General features: G+C 45.2%; 1 pseudogene. It reads right to left on the bottom strand.

Going from position 1 to position 323, the window contains the following annotated elements:
- Positions 1-323, bottom strand: a pseudogene (locus tag PJ15_RS07730) (cell surface protein); the annotation flags it as partial.

Genomic DNA, 323 nt, shown 5'->3' with positions numbered 1-323 from the left:
GGGTCACCGCTGGTCTTGTCTTCTGCTGTTGCAGCATCAGCTCCACCTACGATGTTTAACTTGTCACCCAACTTACGGTGTACATCTTTACCCGCATTACCAGCAAAGTTGAGACCTTTATTGGTCAGGTCATTCACACCATTAGTCACTTTGTCATCGACTGACTTGATCGCATCATTGATGTTGTTCTTGCCTGTACCACCAATGTTGTTGGTTGTAATGCTACCGTCTGGATTAACAGTCGTATTACCACCGATGCTGTTCTTGATGCTGTCAGAGATATTCTTCACCTGACCGCCATTCACTGCATCTTTAGATCCATT

This window comes from Acinetobacter sp. neg1, from assembly GCF_000788125.1.
GTDB classification, from domain to species: domain Bacteria; phylum Pseudomonadota; class Gammaproteobacteria; order Pseudomonadales; family Moraxellaceae; genus Acinetobacter; species Acinetobacter vivianii.
Note: the sequence above shows the minus strand (reverse complement) of the source record. Positions and strands in the feature narration are given on the sequence as shown.